15 protein-coding genes are annotated in these 16,404 nt (G+C 61.6%); 7 read left to right on the plus strand and 8 right to left on the minus strand.

From position 1 onward, the window contains the following. The 3 genes from B5E67_RS04500 to B5E67_RS04505 are packed head-to-tail and all read right to left on the minus strand — an operon-like array spanning window position 1 to window position 2,650. The gene (locus B5E67_RS04500) at window positions 1–1,167 is read right to left on the minus strand and encodes a sugar ABC transporter permease (RefSeq protein WP_343286511.1); all 1,167 of its coding nucleotides are present in this window, start codon (window positions 1,165–1,167) and stop codon (window positions 1–3) included. Between the two features lie 18 nt (window positions 1,168–1,185). Continuing rightward, window positions 1,186–1,392 carry a hypothetical protein gene (locus B5E67_RS16085; protein WP_343286512.1) on the minus strand — a complete coding sequence of 69 codons (207 nt, stop codon included), beginning with the start codon at window positions 1,390–1,392 and terminating at the stop codon, window positions 1,186–1,188. 19 nt (window positions 1,393–1,411) lie between these two features. After that, window positions 1,412–2,650: an extracellular solute-binding protein gene (locus B5E67_RS04505; RefSeq protein ID WP_087383233.1), complete on the minus strand. Its 1,239-nt coding sequence runs from the start codon at window positions 2,648–2,650 to the stop codon at window positions 1,412–1,414. Window positions 2,651–2,958: 308 nt separating this feature from the next. Here B5E67_RS04505 and B5E67_RS04510 point away from each other — a divergent pair, with 308 nt between their 5' ends. Together B5E67_RS04510 and B5E67_RS04515 are read left to right on the plus strand one after the other, a co-directional pair. Continuing rightward, window positions 2,959–3,954 carry a LacI family DNA-binding transcriptional regulator gene (locus tag B5E67_RS04510; protein WP_343214625.1) on the plus strand — a complete coding sequence of 332 codons (996 nt, stop codon included), beginning with the start codon at window positions 2,959–2,961 and terminating at the stop codon, window positions 3,952–3,954. Window positions 3,955–4,300: 346 nt separating this feature from the next. Further along, entirely contained in the window at window positions 4,301–4,765 is a 465-nt protein-coding gene (locus B5E67_RS04515) for an Hsp20/alpha crystallin family protein (RefSeq protein WP_087364072.1), read from the plus strand. Between the two features lie 163 nt (window positions 4,766–4,928). On the opposite strand, the gene B5E67_RS04520 is transcribed toward B5E67_RS04515, so the two are convergent. Together B5E67_RS04520 and B5E67_RS04525 are read right to left on the minus strand one after the other, a co-directional pair. Beyond that, window positions 4,929–5,798, minus strand: coding sequence for a phosphoribosylaminoimidazolesuccinocarboxamide synthase (locus tag B5E67_RS04520; RefSeq protein ID WP_087364075.1), 870 nt, complete (start codon window positions 5,796–5,798; stop codon window positions 4,929–4,931). 222 nt (window positions 5,799–6,020) lie between these two features. Continuing rightward, entirely contained in the window at window positions 6,021–6,908 is an 888-nt protein-coding gene (locus tag B5E67_RS04525) for a YitT family protein (protein WP_343286513.1), read from the minus strand. A gap of 464 nt (window positions 6,909–7,372) precedes the next feature. On the opposite strand from B5E67_RS04525, the gene B5E67_RS04530 reads away from it, so the two are divergent. The 5 genes from B5E67_RS04530 (at window position 7,373) to B5E67_RS04550 (ending at window position 13,594) form a co-directional block, all read left to right on the plus strand. Next, entirely contained in the window at window positions 7,373–9,049 is a 1,677-nt protein-coding gene (locus tag B5E67_RS04530) for a glutamine--tRNA ligase/YqeY domain fusion protein (protein WP_087383499.1), read from the plus strand. A gap of 38 nt (window positions 9,050–9,087) precedes the next feature. Next, window positions 9,088–9,486 (plus strand): FMN-binding protein, encoded by a 399-nt coding sequence (locus tag B5E67_RS04535; protein WP_087383236.1) that lies wholly within the window; start codon window positions 9,088–9,090, stop codon window positions 9,484–9,486. 69 nt (window positions 9,487–9,555) lie between these two features. Further along, window positions 9,556–10,581: a leucine-rich repeat protein gene (locus B5E67_RS04540; protein WP_087383239.1), complete on the plus strand. Its 1,026-nt coding sequence runs from the start codon at window positions 9,556–9,558 to the stop codon at window positions 10,579–10,581. Between the two features lie 26 nt (window positions 10,582–10,607). Next, a complete protein-coding gene (locus tag B5E67_RS04545) occupies window positions 10,608–12,041 on the plus strand; it encodes a VWA-like domain-containing protein (protein ID WP_087383242.1) in 1,434 nt (477 codons plus the stop codon). A gap of 11 nt (window positions 12,042–12,052) precedes the next feature. Further along, complete coding sequence (locus tag B5E67_RS04550; protein WP_087383245.1) at window positions 12,053–13,594, plus strand: ATP-binding protein; 1,542 nt, start codon at window positions 12,053–12,055, stop codon at window positions 13,592–13,594. Window positions 13,595–13,672: 78 nt separating this feature from the next. On the opposite strand, the gene B5E67_RS04555 is transcribed toward B5E67_RS04550, so the two are convergent. The 3 genes from B5E67_RS04555 to B5E67_RS04565 all read right to left on the minus strand — a co-directional run bounded on the left by B5E67_RS04555 (window position 13,673) and on the right by B5E67_RS04565 (window position 16,228). Continuing rightward, complete coding sequence (locus tag B5E67_RS04555; protein ID WP_087383248.1) at window positions 13,673–14,275, minus strand: VTT domain-containing protein; 603 nt, start codon at window positions 14,273–14,275, stop codon at window positions 13,673–13,675. A 106-nt stretch (window positions 14,276–14,381) separates the two neighbouring features. Continuing rightward, window positions 14,382–15,380 carry a 3'-5' exonuclease gene (locus tag B5E67_RS04560; RefSeq protein ID WP_087364093.1) on the minus strand — a complete coding sequence of 333 codons (999 nt, stop codon included), beginning with the start codon at window positions 15,378–15,380 and terminating at the stop codon, window positions 14,382–14,384. Window positions 15,381–15,400: 20 nt separating this feature from the next. Beyond that, window positions 15,401–16,228 carry a Cof-type HAD-IIB family hydrolase gene (locus B5E67_RS04565; protein WP_087383252.1) on the minus strand — a complete coding sequence of 276 codons (828 nt, stop codon included), beginning with the start codon at window positions 16,226–16,228 and terminating at the stop codon, window positions 15,401–15,403. Window positions 16,229–16,404: the final 176 nt, after the last annotated feature.

Here is a 16,404-nt window from a genome sequence, read left to right on the forward strand (position 1 = left end):
TCAGAAGCCTCCTTCTTCACGGTAGGACTTGCTGCGGCGATAGGTCAGCAGCGAGCCAATGGCCAGGATGATAAAGGTCAGAATGCCGACGACGGCGCCCACGTTGTAGTACTGCTTGTCGATGGTCAGCTTGTACAGCCAGGTGACCAGCAGGTCGGTGCTGCCGGCGGTGGAGGCCAGGTCGGTGACGGGGTCGCCGCCCGACAGCAGATAGATGACGTTGAAGTTGTTGACGTTGCCGGCGAAGGTGGCGATCAGATAGGGGGTGGTGACGTAGAACATGTAGGGCAGGGTAATGCGGAAGAAGGTCTGCACCGAGTTGGCGCCGTCCACCGTGGCGGCCTCATAGAGGTCGGTGGGGATGTTCTGGAGCACGCCGGTGAGCTGGAGCAGGGTGTAGGGGACGCCCACCCAGATGTTGATGAGGATGACGGTGACCCGGGCCCAAGTGGGATCGGTGAAGAAGGGAAGGCTGGTGCCCTCGGCGATGAAGCCCAGCTGGCGCAGCAGGACGTTGACGGCGCCCTCGGGCTGGAGCATGGTGCGCATGATCAGCAGGGAGACGAACATGGGCACTGCGCAGGGCAGCACGAAGCAGAAGCGCCAGAAGCCCTTGAACTTGGTTTCCTTGCGGTTGATGACGATGGCCAGGATCATGCCGGCGAAGTAGTTGGTGAAGGTGGCGAAGAAGGCCCAGACCAGGGTCCAGCCCAGGACCCGCCAGAAGGTGGAGCCCAGAACCGAGTTGGAGTCAAACAGGGTGCGGAAGTTGTCCAGGCCCACCCAGTCGAACAGGACCAGATGGTTGCCGATCTTGCTGTAGTTGGTGAAGGCCATGCAGATCATAAAGACCAGGGGCAGGATGGTCAGCACCGTGATGAAGAACATGGAGGGGGTCATCAGGAGGCGGTAGAGGTTGGAGTCCAGCAGCTCCTTCAGATCCTCGGTGAAGGTGTTGATGTGCTTGCCGGCTTTGGCCATGCACTCGGCGTGGTAGGCGCTCTTGAGGGTGCCGCGCCAGATCCAGAACACCAGGCCGGTGATGAAGAGGGTGGCCAGGCCGTACAGGAGCAGCAGGATGGACTGGTCGCCCTGGGTGTACTCAAAAATTTGCAGTTCCTCGTTCCAGTACTCCTGCTGTTCCACGCTGCCCAGGCCCACCAGCATGGACAGGTTATAGAAGCCCTAGGTGAACATAAAGACCAGATAGGCTACTTCCACCGCCAGGAACAGCAGGCCCTTGACCACCTGTCCGTGGACGATGTTGCCCAGGCCCATGACCAGGGCCGAGAGCTTGGTCTCGATGCCGCCGTCTTTCAAAGCTGCCGTGCAGGTGCAGGGGTTTTCGGCCACATAGGCACGGCGCAGTTTCAATGCGCTTGTCGCGTTCATCCTCGATTCCTCCCTTTCCTTACGAGATGCCGTTGCTGTTCATGGCGTCGTTCATGGCGATGGTCTGTTCCGCGGCGTTTTCGTGGGTGACGGTTCCGCTGCGGATGCCCTTGCCCAGGTTCTCCACGGGGGTCCAGCAGTTGCTCATGGAGGCCACGAAGGGCTGCAGAACCGAGGTGTTGTCGAAGGTGTCGTTCTGGGCGGCCACCACCAGGTCGCTGGCGATGGCGGGGTCGGCCAGCAGCTCGGTGTTGCAGGGGATCACGTTGCGCAGTTCATAGTGGAGCTGCTGGGCCTCGGCGGAGCCCAGATAGATGGCCAGCTCGATGGCCTGCACCATGTACTTGCTGTGGGAGTTGACGCCGATGGCCTTGCTGCCGGCGTAGGCGTACATCTGTTTCTCCTCGCCGTTCAGGGTGTAGGTGGGCAGGGCGGCCACACCCATATTCTCGCCCAGGATCTCCTTGATGGAGGCCGCATCCCAGGAGCCGCTGAACATGGCGTTGATGCTGCCGTCGCGCAGGCCCGCAATGCCCGAGCCGTCGGCATCCACCACGAAGTTGGGGTGATTGTACAGGTCGATCAGGTAGTTGGTGACCTCCACGGCGTTCTCGCCGCCGAAGTCGGCGCCCAGCTCTTCCTGGGTGCCGTCACCGAACAGGGTGCAGCCGTTGCCGAAGTAGAAGGCCGGCAGGTACCAGGAGTTGGTGAAGGGGAAGCTGACCACGCCCTTCTCCAGCATGGTGTCCAGGTTCTTCACGTCCTCCTCCGAAAAGACCCGCTTGTCATAATACATGTACCAGGTGTTGGTGGTAAAGGGGACGGCGTACAGGTAGTCGTCCAGGGTCAGAGAGTCCAGCAAAGCGTCGCTGTTGGTGGACTTGATCTGATCGGCGTATTTGCCGCCAAACTTGGCCGGAGCGCCCGCATCGGTCAGGTTGGTCAAAACGTCGTTGGTGAACATAAACACGTCGGCGCTGGCCTCGGGGTCCTGGGAGATGGTGGTGCCGGCGCTGGTCTCATCCACAACGCCGTAGACAAAGGTGATGTCCCACTCGGGGTGAAGCTCGGCAAACCGCTCGCAGCAGGTCTGGAGCCACTGGCCGCTGTCTTTGGACTGGTCCTCGGACGGACTCCAGACCATAAGCCGAACCTCTTCGCTCGCGCCGCTTTGTTGGCTGGAGCAGCCGGTCAGCAAACCCAGCATGGTGGCCCCTGCCAGCAACAGGGCAAGGGCTGCGGACAATTTTTTGCGCATGTGGCAATTCCTCCTATCGTGTAGTATGGCCGTGTGAACCAAAATGCGAAAGTTTCGTAATGTTTCGCTCTGGGATAAATATAAACCTGTTTTAGCGAAGAATCAAGTCTTTTTTGATGGTTCGTGAATAATTTGTGAAGGTTACACAACAAAAGTGTCTGACTTTATGGTGATATGACAAAACGAAGTATACCGGTTGAAACTCTCGAAACTTTTTTAAAGGTTTCGACATTTGCCTTTTTGGCATGGAAAAGGTATAATAAAAGCCATATTGGCATAGAAGGAAGGTGCCGGCCGGGATGGTCACAATGGATGATATCGCAAAGAAAGTGGGCGTCTCCAAGGGGACCGTATCCAAGGCGCTGAACGGCGCGCCCGACGTCAGCGACGCGCTGCGCAAGACCATCCTGGAGACAGCGGTGGCCCTGGGCTATACCCGGGCCCGCCGCGGCGCGGTGCGGAGCCTGTGTATCCTGATCGAGAACATGAGCTGCAGCAAACCGGAGGATTTCGGCACCGATATCGTCACCGGCTTCCGCCAGATGGCGGAGCCCTCGGGCTATGGCGTGCGGGTGGTGGAGCTGACCAAAGAGCTGCAGCAGTCGGTGCCTTACGATACCTTCATGCTGCGGGAGGGATATCTGGGGGCCCTGGTTCTGGGCATGAGCCTGAACGACCCCTGGATGAAGGAATTTCCCCGCAGCCGCACCCCGGCGGTGCTGTACGACAACCTGATCCTGGGCAACCCCACCGTGGCCACCCTGGGCATCGACAACAACGAGGCCATCGGCCAGGCGGTAGAGGCCCTGTACGGCATGGGACACCGGAAAATCGGCTACCTGAGCGGGGCGCTGGGCTCCCACATCACCCAGGTGCGGTACCGCAGCTTCTTCTATGAGCTGAACCGCCGCAAGCTGCCCAGCTCCAAGAGCCTGGCGGGATACTCCTATTACTTCTCCGAGTGCCTGGACAATCACCTGCCCCGGCTGCTGGACCAGGGGGTTACCGCCATCCTGTGCAGCTCGGACCTGCTGGCCCATACGGTGCTGATCCGCTGCCAGGAACTGGGCATCGACGTGCCCCGGCGGCTGAGCATTGTGGGCTTTGACGACCTGCCTTTCTGCGCCCACACCGCCCCGCCCCTCACCACCATCCGCCAGGATCGGCTCCAGATCGGCAAGAGCGGCTATTACGCCCTGGACAGCCTGATGAACGGGGTGCCCATCAGCAGCCTGCTGCTTCACGGCCAGCTGATTCTCCGGGGCTCCACCGGCCCCGCCCCCAAACTGCCCCGGAACCGATGAAAACACAAAGCCCCCGCCCTCCGGAAAGCCTCTCGGGGGCGTTTTTGTGTCCGGAGATGCAAGCGGAAGGAATGCGCAAGCGCTGGACAGAATGCGGATGTGAGATGAAAAAGCGCGTACAGAAAAGAAAAAGCGCGCACCCTGTCGGGAAATGTGACAGGATTATGAAGAAAGAATTAACTTTAGCACTCTATGCTTGACAGTGCTAAAAATGCGTGCTATACTAAGGCCGTGGTCAGGAGGAAGGGCCCCGGGGGAAACCAAAGAACCCCGGCAAGGGCCTTCCCGCCCTGAGAATTTCAGATGATATACCAGCCCCTGAGGGCTGTGATAGGAGGTTTGACTTATGTTACTGCCTGCTGTTTTTCATGAGAATTTGTTCGATGACTGGTTTGATCCGTTCTTCAGCGATATGGAGCGGGAGCTGAACCGCGATACCCGCAACACCTTCGGCAAGCGGGCATCCAACATGATGAAAACCGACGTGAAGGAAGTCGAGAACGGTTATGAGATGGATGTGGACCTGCCCGGCTGCAAGAAGGAGAACGTCAAGATGCAGCTGCAGGACGGTTATCTGACCATCCAGGCCGTCCGCAGCCACACCACCGGCAACGAAGGCCAGAATGGCCGCTACGTCCGCCGCGAGACCTTCTCGGGCACCTGCACCCGCAGCTTCTATGTGGGCGAGGAGATCAAGAAGGAGGACATCCACGCCAAGTTTGAGGATGGTGTCCTGAAGATCACCCTGCCCCGTCCTGAGGTCAAGAAGCAGCTGCCCAAGCCCAACAGCAACCTGATCGACATTGAGTAAGGCCCGCAGGGCTCCACCAAAGAACCATCCGCCCCCGGAAGGCATCCAGCCCTCCGGGGGCTTTTGTTGTCTGTGAATGGAGGGCGCGCCTCTGCATCCGGGCATAGAAAAACCCGCCTGCGGCGCGGGGCCGGACAGGCGGGGGAGGAGCATTTTTTAAGACTTACAGCTTGGTGCCGGTCAGCAGCTCGTAGGCCTCCAGGTACTTGTCGATGGTCTTGTCGATGACGTCCTGGGGCAGCAGGTAGTCGCTGTCGGGATTGGCCTTCAGCCAGTCGCGGACAAACTGCTTGTCGAACGAGGGCTGGCCGTGGCCCGGCTCATAGCCCTCCAGGGGCCAGAAGCGGGAAGAATCGGGGGTGAGCATCTCGTCGCCCAGCACCACGTTGCCGGCCTCGTCCAGGCCGAACTCAAACTTGGTGTCGGCAATGATGATGCCGCGGCTCAGTGCGTAGTCGGCGCACTTCTTGTACAGGGCGATGGTGTAATCACGCAGCTTGGCGGCGTACTCCTCGCCCTTGCCGGGGAAGTGCTTCTCCAGCACGGTGATGCTCTGCTCGTAGGAGATGTTCTCGTCGTGGTCGCCCAGGTCGGCCTTGGTGCTGGGGGTGTAGATGGGCTCGGGCAGCTTGTCCGACTCCTTCAGGCCCTCGGGCAGGGTGATGCCGCAGACCTTGCCGGTCTTCTGGTAGCTGGCCCAGCCGCTGCCGGTGATGTAGCCGCGGACGATGCACTCGATGGGCAGCATGGTCAGCTTGCGGCAGAGCATGCTGTTGCCCTCGAACTGGGGCTGACGGAAGAACTCGGGCATATCGGCGGTGTTGACCGAGATCATGTGGTTGGGCAGCAGGTCCTTGGTGTAGTCGAACCAGAATTTGCTCATCTGGGTCAGGACGGTGCCCTTCTTAGTGATCTTGTTCTTCAGGATCACGTCAAAGGCGGAAATGCGGTCGGTCGCAACCATCACCAGGGCGTCGCCCACGTCGTAAATCTCGCGGACCTTGCCCTCTTTGAAAGGCTTGTATTCAGTCATCGAAAAACACTCCTTCTTCTTCCAAGCGGCCGCCGGGGCCGCGATCTTTCTTACGGCCTTATTGTATCATATCTGCCCCGGTTTGACTACCGCCAGAACGGTGGAGTTGCTGCCCGGTTGGGTGTGAATTCTGGTGAAAACTGCAAAAAAGCCGCCCTTTTGGACGGCTTTTTTTGCGAATAAGTATGACTTTGCTGGCTTTGGGCAGTCGGCGAAGGGGGGTCAGTTGAGGGCGCGGAAACCCTTGCCGATGATCTCGCTGGAGTTGACGATGGTGATGAACGCGTGGTTGTCATTGGTCCGCAGGAAGTTGCGCAGGCGGGCGGCCTCGCGGCGGGTCAGGACGGTGATGATGACGGTCAGGTCCTTGCCGGTGTAGGCACCCTGGGCGTCCTCCACGGTGGCCGAGCGGTGCAGGTCGTCCAGAATGAAGTCGATGATGTCCTCGGGGTTGGAGGTGACCACCGTGCACACCTTGCGCTGGTTGATGTTTTCAATGACGCCGTCCACCACAAAGGACTTGCCGATCAGGCCCAGGATACAGTACAGGCCGGTGGACACGCCGAAGATGGCGGCTGCGCCAATGATAATCAGCACGTCGCTGACCATCAGGGCGGTGCCGATGTTCAGGGATGAATGCTTGGTAAGGATCAGGGCAACAATATCGGTACCGCCGGTGGAGGCGCCGATGTTGAAGACAATGGCGGCGCCGATGGCGGGCAGCAGCACGGCGAAGATCAGTTCCAGCAGCTTGTCGTCGGTGAAGGGATGGGGCATGGGCCAGATGGCCTCGCACAAAGAAACGTAAAAGGACAGGGCAAAGGAAGAGAACACCGTCCAGCCCATGCAGCTGATGCCCAGGAACACAAAGCCCAGAACCACCAGGATCAGGTTCAGCACCCACATGAAAAAGCCCACGTTGAACTGGGGGAACAAAGCCGACAGCAGCACCGACAGGCCCGATGTGCCGCCGAAGGCGAAGTGGTTGGGGGTCTTGAACCAGACAATGCCCAGGGCCGTCAGGATGAGGCCCAGGTTCAGCAGAACAAAAAAGCGGAAGTTTGCAATCAGTTTTTCCTTTTTAAAAGCGTCTTTGACTAGATCCATCATAATTTTGTTTCCTCGTTGCACAGTGCTTTCCAAAGCACAGAAAATTTCACACCATGCAGAACTATACGATACTTCATGGCGGATGTCAAGCATTCTGCACGAATTACCGGCAGAAAAAAACCGGGCGGTGAATCAAAAGAGAAAACTGGGTCCGTCCTTCTTGCAGGAAAGCTGAAAATGTTGTATGATATACCATTATAAGGGTGTGTCTGCAACACACTCAGCGGGAAAGCGGCCTGGCGTGCACCAAAAGCATGCACGGGCAGCTTTCTCTGTGGTTTTTTGGGCTGGAAGGCCGGTATTCCACGGGCCGCGGCGGCCGGGTGGAAAAACAGCCCGCACCCCGCGGCAGACAGCCGGGGAACCTTTTCCCGCCGGCCTATTTTCCCGCAGACGTTCCGCGGCGCAGCCTGCGCCGGAGGGACGATATCCGAGCAGCGAGCAGTATGAGGGAGAACTGTATTATGGCAGACAAAAACTTTTTGACCGATATCATCGACGCCGACCTGGCCGAAGGCAAGGTCAGCGAGGTCCACACCCGGTTCCCGCCGGAGCCCAACGGCTACCTGCACATCGGCAGCGCCAAGGCGATCTATATCAACTGGTCCATCGCCAAGGCCTACGGCGGCAAATTCAACCTGCGCCTGGACGACACCAACCCCGCCCGTGAGGACGTGGAGTACGTCAACAGCATCCTGGAGGACCTGCACTGGCTGGGCGCCGATCCCAACGGCGGCATCTTCTACGGCAGCGACTACTTTGAGCAGTGCTACGCCTACGCCGAGAAGCTGATCCTGGAGGGCAAGGCCTACGTGGACGACCTGACCCGGGACGAGATGCGGGAGTACCGCGGCACCGACGCCGGCAAGCCCAGCCGTCCCTCGCCCTGGCGTGACCGCACCTCCGAGGAGAACCTGGACCTGTTCCGCCGGATGCGGGCCGGTGAGTTCAAGGAGGGCGAAAAGACCCTGCGGGCCAAGATCGACCTGGCCAGCCCCAACATGAATATGCGTGACCCGGCCATCTACCGCATCAAGTACGAGAGCCATCACCGCCAGGGGGACAAGTGGTGCATCTACCCCATGTACGACTTTGCCCACCCCATTCAGGACGCCATCGAGGGGATCACCCACAGCATGTGCAGCCTGGAGTTTGAGAACCACCGCCCCCTGTACGAGTGGGTCATCACCAACATCTTTGGCACCGAGTTCCCCAAACAGCGGGAGTTCGCCCGCCTGAACATGACCAATACCGTCATGAGCAAGCGCTACCTGCGTGAGCTGGTGGAGCTGGGCATTGTGGACGGCTGGGACGATCCCCGGATGCCCACCCTCTGCGGCCTGCGCCGCCGCGGCTATACCCCCTCCTCCATCTTCACCTTTGTGCGGGAGGCCGGCATCGCCAAGTGTGACAACCTGATCGACATGCGCCAGCTGGAGGCCTGCGTCCGCAGCGAGCTGGACCTGAACGCACAGCGCCGTGTGGCGGTGCTGCACCCGGTCAAGCTGATTGTGGACAACTACCCCGAGGACAAGACCGAGACCTTTGCCCTGGCCAACAACCCCAACCGGGAGGCCAACGACAGCTCCACCCGTGAGGTGACCTTCAGCCGTGAGGTCTGGATCGAGTCGGAGGACTTCGCAGAGGTGCCGCCTCCCAAGTTCAAGCGCCTGACCATCGGCAGCGAAGTCCGCCTGATGGGCGCCTATATCGTCCGGTGCACCGGCGTGGACAAGGATGCCGAGGGCAACGTCACCGCCATCCACTGCACCGCCGACCTGGAGACCGGCTGCGGCAACCCCGCTGACGGCCGCAAGGTCAAGGGCACCATCCACTGGGTCAGCACCGCCCACTGCATCGAGGCTGAGATCCGCCTGTACGACAAGCTGTTCACCCGCGAGAACATGAACAACCTCCCCGAGGGCACCAGCTACCGGGATTTCCTGAACCAGGACAGCGTCACCGTCTGCTCCGGCTGCAAGCTGGAGATGGCTCTGGCCGACGCCAAGCCGGGGGACAAGTTCCAGTTTGTCCGCAACGGCTTCTTCACCCCCGATTCCAAGCACCCCGGCGTCTTTAACCGGGTGGTCACCCTGCGGGACAGCTTCAAGCCCGCCAAGCCGGTGGAATGCCCCCAGTGATCCAATTCAAACCATGAGGAAAGGAGGGCCTTGCCACAATGCCGAAACGGTTTTTGCGCAATGCTCTGCTGATGGCTGTCGTCACCGTTCTGATGGCGCTCAGCCTGGTGTTCTATATCCACAACACGAACCCGCTGCCCGGCGGCGAAAACCCCAACAACGTCTTGCTGCTGGATGGGGTGTACACCTCGGTGCAGCAGGGCTACCTCAGTGAGGTGACCGTCACCGTCACCATCTCCAGCGGGATGGTGTCGGATGTCCAGGTGGATGCCTCGGGCGAGACCCCCGCTCTGGGCGGCGTGGCCGCTGCCCAGCTGGCCACTGCTCTGACCGAGGCCGGCTCCTCTGCCAACGTGGACGTGGTGTCCGGCAGCACCTACACCAGCGAGGCGGTTCTCGCCGGTATGGATGACTGTCTGGCCCAGGCTGCGGGCTGATTCACAGGAAAAAAGCGCTTCCCGGCGGCAACACGCCGCGGGAGCGCTTTGTTTTGAAGGGAGGCATCCATGCGGTATACCTTTGATTATACGGTGCAGCCCGACGGCACAGCGGCCCTGGCCCGGGCCTATGGGGAGGAACCCATCCTCACCCTGCCCGAGGCTCTGCCCGGCCCCGAGGGGCAGCTTCTGCCCCTGGCCCGGCTGGGAGGCTACTGCTTTGCGGGAACCGTCCGGGACCGGATGCCGGGACAGCTGCTCCGCTGCGGGTGGGACGGCGAAGTCCGGCCGGTGTACGCCGGCCCTGCCGCCGAGTCGGAGGACCTGCACCCGGTGGCGGGGAACTTCCTGGAGGAAATCACCCTTCCGGCCTCCCTGCGGGAGGTGGGCAGCTGCGCCTTCTACAACTGCCGGGCCCTTCGCCGGATGACGGTGGGGGACGGGCCTCTGGCGGTGGGCAGCGATGTCTTTCTCAACTGCTTTGCCCTGACCGAGGTCCGGGTCTGCGCCCAGCCCGACGCCGTTACCGGCCTGTTTGCCATCGTCAACAATATTTCCAGCAACCTGCGGGCGGCTTTCCTGCCGGACGGGCCCGAAGGGGACACCGCGGCGGTGTTCCGCTACCCGGAGTACTGGGAGGACATCGAGGAGACCCCCGCCCACATTCTGCTCCACACCTTCTCGGGCCAGGGGTATCACTACCGCCAGTGCTTCCGGGACGGGCGTCTGCGCTGCGAGGAGTACGACGCCATCTTTGCCCAGGGCCACGGCGGGGATGATCCCACCTATATGGCCCTCCTCTGCCTGGATCGGCTGCGGTATCCCTGGCAGCTGGGAGAGGAGGCTGCCGGGCGTTACCGGGTCTTCCTGGCCCAGCAGGGGGCGGCGGTGGCTGCGGCCCTCATCCGGGCCCAGGACCGGGAGGCGCTGGGGGCATTGCTGGCCTTGAACGTCCTGGACGGTCCGGCCCTGGCAGCTGCCTCGGCGGCAGCCCAGCAGGCCGGAGACGCCCAGTCTGCCGCCCTGCTGGCCGATGCGGAGTACCGCGCCCGGCCCGCCCGGCCCAAACGACGTTATACATTTGATGATTTTTGAGATAAATATTCCGGGAGGTGATCTGTATGGTCCGCAAAGCACCGGTGGATTTCAACGCGCCCTTTCAGTCGGCCCGGCCCGAAACCCATGAGGAATGGCAGGCCCGGATGGGCGGCGAGGTGCTGGCTGTGCTGCGCAGCGAGCTGTACCTGGACTTCCGCTTTCTGGATCAGGCCCTGGGGGCCCTGACCCCCGTTCCCGACGAGCGGTGCGGCGTCCTGGCCACCGATGGCCAGAGCCTGTTCTACCAGCCCAGCGCCCTGCTGCGGCTCTACCGGGAAAACCCAAAATACCTCAAACGGTTATATCTTCACACAATATTCCACTGCGTATTCCGGCATCTCTGGCTGCAGGGCAGCCGGGACCCGGCTCTGTGGCATGTGGCCTGCGACCTGGCGGTGGAAAACGTCATCGACGGCCTGGGGCGCAAGAGCATCCTGCGGCCCCTGACCTACGTCCGCCGCCGGGCCTATGAGGCCCTCACCGAGGGGGGCCATGTGGCGGCGGCAGCCCCGGCCTACCGCTGGCTGCTGACCCAGACCCCTGGCGTCCAGAAACAGCTGGCCCGGGAATTCTACGCCGACGATCACCGTCTGTGGCCCAAGCCCGGCCAGCCCAACCAGCCCGCCCCGTCCCCCCAGCTCCAAAAGACCTGGCAGAAGATCGGGCGGCGGATGGAGACCGAGCTGGAGCTGAACGACAAAGAAGCCGGCGCCAACGCCGGCAATCTGGCCGAGGCGGTGAAGGCCGCCAACCGGAGCCGCAGCAGTTACCGGGATTTTCTGCGCCGGTTCTGCGTGCTGCGGGAGGAACCCCATCTGGACCCCGACACCTTTGATCTGAACTTTTACACCTACGGGCTGTCGGTCTACGGAAACATGCCCCTCATCGAGCCGGTGGAGACCCGGGAGAGCAAAAAGATCGAGGAGATCGCCCTGGTCATCGACACCAGCTATTCCACCTCGGGCGCGCTGGTGCGGAGCTTCTTGTCCGAGACTTACGCCCTGCTGAAACAGCGGGAGAGCTTTTTCCGCCGGATGAACCTCCACATCATTCAGGCCGACAACAAAGTCCAGCGGGACCATTTGGTCACCACCGAGGACGAGCTCATCGACCTGATGGATCATTTCGAGCTGGCGGGAGGCGGCGGAACCGATTTCCGCCCCGCCTTTGCCTATGTGACTCAGCTGTGCGAGGAGAAAAAGTTCCAGAACCTGCGGGGCCTGCTGTATTTCACCGACGGCAGGGGAACCTATCCCGCCCGCCGCCCGGCCTACGAGACGGCGTTCCTGTTTTTGGGGGATAAGTTCGACGACGCCAACGTGCCGCCCTGGGCCATCAAGGTGGTGCTGGACGAGGATGAGTTCACCCGGCCCGATTCGGTTCCCAGCCCGGCCGGCAGCCTGGCTGCGGCCCTGGATGAGGACCAGGACCTCTACCGTGACCTGAACAATTCGTGAGGAATCTGCCTATGAATATCAAGCGTGCAAAAGATGAGATCAAGCGGTCGGTCCGGGCCTATCTGGCCAAGGACGCCCTGGGGGAATACGCCATTCCGGCCATCCGTCAGCGGCCCATCCTGCTGATGGGCCCTCCGGGCATCGGCAAGACCCAGATTTTGGAGCAGGCCGCCCGGGAGTGCGGGGTGGCTCTGGTGGCCTACACCATCACCCACCACACCCGCCAGAGCGCCGTGGGCCTGCCCTTCATCCGCCAGAAGCACTACGGTGACCGGGATGTCTCGGTCACCGAGTACACCATGAGCGAGATCATTTCCTCCATCTATGAGAAGATGGAGACCACCGGCCTGAAAGAGGGCATCCTGTTCATCGACGAGATCAACTGCGTCTCCGAGACCCTGGCCCCCACCATGCTGCAGTTCCTGCAGTGCAAGACCTTCGGCAACCAGGCGGTGCCGGCGGGCTGGGTGATTGTGGCGGCGGGCAACCCGCCCGAGTACAACAAGTCGGTGCGGGATTTTGACATCGTCACCCTGGACCGCGTCCGCCGGATGGACATTGAGCCCGATCTTCCCGCCTGGCGGGACTACGCCCGGGCGGTGGGCATCCATGGCGCCATCCTGAGCTATCTGGAACTGCATCCCCAGAACTTCTACCAGATCAACGCCGATGTGGAGGGCACCCAGTTCGTCACCGCCCGCGGCTGGGAGGATCTGTCCAACCTGCTGGACACCTACGAATCCCTGGACCTCCAGGCCGACGAGGAAGTGATCCGGCAGTATCTGCAGCACAAGCAGATCGCCGAGGACTTCGCCTCCTACCTGGACCTGTACTATAAGTACCGGGACGACTACGGCGTGGAGGAAATCCTGGCGGGCAAGCCCCGTTCGACGGCCTTTGCCCGGCTGCTGCAGGCGCCCTTTGACGAGCGGCTGTCCCTGGTCAGCCTGATGCTGGCAGGGCTGAAATCCCGCTTTGCCGCCTCCTGCCGCCGCAACCAGGTGACCGACGACTGCTACGCCCTGCTGCGTCAGCTCAAACAGGACCTGGCTCTGCTGCCCGACGCCGAGTCCTCCGACCCGGAACGGATGCTGCAGCAGCAGATTTCGGACTATGAGGCGGAAACCGCCCGCCTGCGCACCGCCAACGCCCTGGACAAGGAAGCCCTGGCCCACCGTCTGGGGGTGGCCGCCGCCCTGCGGGAGTGGGCCGGCAAACTGCGCCGGGCCAACGCCGCCGGAACCAAGGAGGCGCTGGACCTGCTGCGCAGCTACTTTGAGGAGCTGGCCGATGAGCGGGAAAAGATCCAGGAGGAGGCTTCCGCCGCCCTGGAGGCTGCCTTCGACTTCATGGAACAGGCCTTTGGCGAGAGCCAGGAGATGGTGATTTTCGTCACCGAGCTGACGGTGTCGCCGGCAGCCCATACCTTCATCACCGAGAACGGCTGCGACCGCTATTTCCGCTACAACAAGGACCTGCTGCTGGACAGCCGGAAAGCCGCGCTGGACCACGAGCTGGCCGCCGAGGAGCTGCGCAACCCGCTCCGCGGATAAATTCCAAACAGGCAACAAAAAAGCCCGCACAGGGCCTCCCTTTGGAGGCTGTGCGGGTTTTTGCTTTTTGTGTCCGGATCAGTCCAGATGATGCTTGCGGCAGAACACCTTGGAGGCAAAGTACATGCCCACCCACAGGGCCACCGCCAGAATCAGATAGAGGGGGTTCTCCAGGGCGTTGCTGAGGGACTCCCCAAACAGGGCCATCATGGCCACCATCACAAATTTGCCGGCCAGCAGCGTGGCGATATACCGGCGGCCGTCAAAATCCGAGATGCCGAAGGTCAGGTGGAGGAAGGAGGTGGGGGTGAAGGGCAGCATGGCCAGGGTAAACAGGGTGGAGGTGTCGCAGTTGCTGACCCAGCCCTGGGCCTTGCGGAACCACGCGTACTTGCTGGCGTGGCGCCAGAAAAAACGCTTGACCACCCGCCGCCAGAAGGCAAACATCAGGATGCCGCCCAGGGCCACGCCGCACCAGCTGAACAGAAAGCCCATGATGGGCCCGTGGGCTGCCACGTTCAGGGCCACAATGGCGATGAGGGGCAGGGGAGGAACAAAGGATTCCACCATCGCCAGCAGGATGGGCACAAAGGGACCCAAACCCACAAAGCTGTCCAGCAGCGACTGCCAGAACTCCAGCGATGTGATCTGATTGCTCCAATAAAGAAGCGTTTCTTCCATGTATTGTCCTCCCATTGTATCCGACTGTCTCTAGTATACCCAGTGAATATGACAAACCAGTGAACGAATTGTCAAGTTCCTGCACAAAAAGACAAAATGACGATGGTTATTCCTCTTTGGCCGCGGCCCGGGCCTCGGCAGCGTGGAGCCGGTCCATCTGCTGGCGGCGCTGCTTGTGCCATTTGGTCAGCAGGTCCTCGGTGGGCATCTGCAGGCAGCGGGCATAGGTCCAGTGAAGGCCGTCCCGGCGGGCCAGCTTATACCGCAGGAACACCCCCTGTCCGGCTTCGCTTTCGGTGCCGGCGCAGTGGGGGCACTGGGCCAGGGTGTACCAGCTGTTGCTGCCCTTCTTGAGCCAGATTTCATCCGGCGTCAGGGCCGCGCCGCAGACCGGGCACTGGGCGTGGAGAAGGCTGGGGTCGTTGCGCCAGGCGAACTGCTCCACATAGCCCTCCCACAGGCGGAAGTCCCGGTAATCCCCCGGAGGCGGACAGAGGCTCTGGCGCAGCTGCTCCTCCTCGGAGGGGTACTCAGCCAGGCCCCGGGCCAGGTCGATGCAGCGGCAGATGTCGGCGGTGTAGAGGGCGTCGGACAAGGCGTCATGGAAAGGCCGGTCGGTGGGCAGGCCCAGACGGGTGACCACGCTCTCCAGGGTCAGGCCGTCCCCCTCCTTGCGGGGGTACTGGCTGAGGAAAATCTGCTGCAGGTTGTACCAGACGGTGGGATGGCTCTCGTCCAGGTTGCACAGGAAAAGATTCTGTTTGAGGACCGGCACGTCGTCCAGGCCCCACTCGGCAAATTCGGCGTCGGGGCCGCACCACTTCATAAAGCGGCGCAGGCCCTGCAGGATGGGCTCGCCCCGGTCCAGGTCGGCCTGGGTCAGGCCGGTGACCTTGGCGATGTGATGCTGCAGTTTGCGGAAGATCCGGGGCCGCAGATGGATCGAAAAGGTGTCCAGGACGTTGCCCTTCTCGTCGATCTTGACGGCGCCGATTTCAATGATCTCCCCCCGCAGGGTCTGCTCGACCCCGTGATAGTTGAAGGTATAGGGATGGTAGCCGATGTTCCATTCCAAATCAAAGATAACCAAGTTGCGCTGAGGCATGATTTTATTGTTCCCCATTCTTATAGTATGAATCGCTCCACCGCTTCGGCAACGCCGTCGTGGTTGTTGTCGGCGGTGGTGACGTAGTCGGCCTCGGCCTTGACGGGGCCTTCGGCGTTGGCCATGGCCACGCCCACCCCGGCGTAACGGATCATGGAGCGGTCGTTCATTCCGTCGCCGCAGGCCATCAGGTTGTCCCGGGTCAGGCCCATACGGTCCAGCAGGGCCGCCAGGCTGCGGTCCTTGGCCACGCCCAGAGGCACCGCCTCAATGAAGAAGGGGCTGGAGGAATACAGGTCGATCTGGCCTGCAAACCGCTCCAGGCCGGCCTTCAGCACGTGGGGCAGACGGACCGGGTCCAGGGTGATGAGCATTTTGTTGACCGGATAGTTGACGTAGGCGGCCAGGTTGTCCACTTTGATCATGGGCAGCTTGTTGGTGAACCCTTCCCGCTGGGCCCAGGGGTCCTCGGGGCGCTCGGTGACAATGCCCTGGCTGTTGTAGGTCACGATGGCCACGTTCTGCTGGGCGGCAAAGTCGCACAGGGCGGGAACCATGGCGGCGGGCAGGTCCTGATGCCACAGGACCCGGTGGCCGGGGCCGCAGTCCACAATGGCGCCGCCGTTGTAGGACAGGATGGCGCCGGCCCGGCCGGGCTGGCCCAGAGCCAGGTCCTGGGCCACCGGCGTGACGCCGGCGGTGGGACGGCCCGAGGCCAGAACCACCGTCACCCCTTTGGCCAGGGCGGCGTCCAGGGCAGCCCGGGTGCGGGGTGTGATTTGCTTTTCGTCGTTGGTGAGAGTGCCGTCCAGGTCAAGGGCCAGCACGCGGATATCTGATTTCGCCATAAAGAGCGTTTCTCCTTCTCGTAAACAGTTTCAGCTTTTATTGTACAATAAAACGGCGCAGGTTTAAAGAGAGAAAATCGTTTTTTCCGGAAAAACGCTAAAAAACCCCGTTCCTCCGAGGAACGGGGCCAGGTAAAAACCGCTTGAATTGGCGCAAAATGCCATGAACTGGAAGA

This window comes from Faecalibacterium sp. An122 (assembly GCF_002160895.1).
Lineage (GTDB): Bacteria > Bacillota > Clostridia > Oscillospirales > Ruminococcaceae > Faecalibacterium.

What these genes read in the sequence shown, in the direction of transcription:
- B5E67_RS04500 (WP_343286511.1), bottom strand. Translation starts at nt 1,167, where the DNA reads ATGCTGGTGGGCCTGGGCAGCGTGGAACAGCAGGAGTACTGGAACGAG.
- B5E67_RS16085 (WP_343286512.1), bottom strand. Translation starts at nt 1,392, where the DNA reads ATGAACGCGACAAGCGCATTGAAACTGCGCCGTGCCTATGTGGCCGAA.
- B5E67_RS04505 (WP_087383233.1), bottom strand. Translation starts at nt 2,650, where the DNA reads ATGCGCAAAAAATTGTCCGCAGCCCTTGCCCTGTTGCTGGCAGGGGCC.
- B5E67_RS04510 (WP_343214625.1), top strand. Translation starts at nt 2,959, where the DNA reads ATGGATGATATCGCAAAGAAAGTGGGCGTCTCCAAGGGGACCGTATCC.
- B5E67_RS04515 (WP_087364072.1), top strand. Translation starts at nt 4,301, where the DNA reads ATGTTACTGCCTGCTGTTTTTCATGAGAATTTGTTCGATGACTGGTTT.
- B5E67_RS04520 (WP_087364075.1), bottom strand. Translation starts at nt 5,798, where the DNA reads ATGACTGAATACAAGCCTTTCAAAGAGGGCAAGGTCCGCGAGATTTAC.
- B5E67_RS04525 (WP_343286513.1), bottom strand. Translation starts at nt 6,908, where the DNA reads ATGATGGATCTAGTCAAAGACGCTTTTAAAAAGGAAAAACTGATTGCA.
- B5E67_RS04530 (WP_087383499.1), top strand. Translation starts at nt 7,373, where the DNA reads ATGGCAGACAAAAACTTTTTGACCGATATCATCGACGCCGACCTGGCC.
- B5E67_RS04535 (WP_087383236.1), top strand. Translation starts at nt 9,088, where the DNA reads ATGCCGAAACGGTTTTTGCGCAATGCTCTGCTGATGGCTGTCGTCACC.
- B5E67_RS04540 (WP_087383239.1), top strand. Translation starts at nt 9,556, where the DNA reads ATGCGGTATACCTTTGATTATACGGTGCAGCCCGACGGCACAGCGGCC.
- B5E67_RS04545 (WP_087383242.1), top strand. Translation starts at nt 10,608, where the DNA reads ATGGTCCGCAAAGCACCGGTGGATTTCAACGCGCCCTTTCAGTCGGCC.
- B5E67_RS04550 (WP_087383245.1), top strand. Translation starts at nt 12,053, where the DNA reads ATGAATATCAAGCGTGCAAAAGATGAGATCAAGCGGTCGGTCCGGGCC.
- B5E67_RS04555 (WP_087383248.1), bottom strand. Translation starts at nt 14,275, where the DNA reads ATGGAAGAAACGCTTCTTTATTGGAGCAATCAGATCACATCGCTGGAG.
- B5E67_RS04560 (WP_087364093.1), bottom strand. Translation starts at nt 15,380, where the DNA reads ATGCCTCAGCGCAACTTGGTTATCTTTGATTTGGAATGGAACATCGGC.
- B5E67_RS04565 (WP_087383252.1), bottom strand. Translation starts at nt 16,228, where the DNA reads ATGGCGAAATCAGATATCCGCGTGCTGGCCCTTGACCTGGACGGCACT.